The sequence below is a fragment of the Enterobacter sp. PL1 genome, from assembly GCF_945957325.1.
GTDB lineage: Bacteria > Pseudomonadota > Gammaproteobacteria > Enterobacterales > Enterobacteriaceae > Enterobacter > Enterobacter roggenkampii.
In genome coordinates this window covers 1-749 of sequence record NZ_CAMFKT010000100.1, presented here as the reverse complement: position 1 = coordinate 749, position 749 = coordinate 1, and the positions used below count along the sequence as shown (strand labels likewise).

Annotated in this window: 1 protein-coding gene; it reads right to left on the bottom strand. The window is 53.9% G+C overall.

The features are described 5' to 3' along the window. A protein-coding gene (locus N6P30_RS24440; protein ID WP_260630016.1) for an IS1-like element IS1X3 family transposase occupies nucleotides 1-691 on the bottom strand; the annotation gives its coding sequence in 2 pieces (ribosomal slippage) (nucleotides 1-442 and nucleotides 442-691; 692 coding nt annotated over the 2 pieces). This gene is flagged as partial in the annotation. Between the last annotated feature and the right edge of the window lie 58 nt (nucleotides 692-749).

Sequence of the window (749 nt, the reverse complement as noted above, 5' to 3'; positions counted from 1 at the left end):
TAGTGTTTTATGTTCAGATAATGCCCGATGACTTTGTCATGCAGCGCCACCGATTTTGAGAACGACAGTGACTTCCTGCCCAGCCTTGCCAGATGCTGCCTCAGATTCTGGTTATGCCGCTCAATTCGCTGCGTATATCGCTTGCTGATAACGTGCAGTTCTCCCTTCAGGCGGGATTCATACAGCGGCCAGCCATCCGTCATCCATACCACGACCTCAAAGGCCGACAGCAGGCCCGGAAGACGCTCCAGCGTGGCCAGAGTACGCTCACCAAAGACGCGTGCCACCACCGTCCTGCACATCCTGCCATAGGCGTAAAATAACCAGCGCTGACGTGATTTAGCCCCGACGTAGCCCCACTGTTCGTCCATTTCCGCGCAGACAATGACGTCACTGCCCGGTTGTATGCGTGAGGTTACCGACTGCGGTCTGAGTTTTTTAAGTGACGTAAAATCGTGTTGAGGCCAACGCCCATAATGCGGGCGGTTGCCCGGCATCCAACGCCATTCATGGCCATATCAATGATTTTCTGGTGCGTACCGGGCTGAGAGGCGGTGTAAGTGAACTGTAGCTGCCATGTTTTACGGCAGTGAGAGCAGAGATAGCGCTGATGTCCGGCAGTACTTTTACCGTTACGCACCACGCCTTCAGTAGCTGAGCAGGAGGGACAACTGATGGAGATGGAAGCCACTGGAGCACCTCAAAGACACCATCGTACACTAAATCAGTAAGTTGGCACCATTATCCGG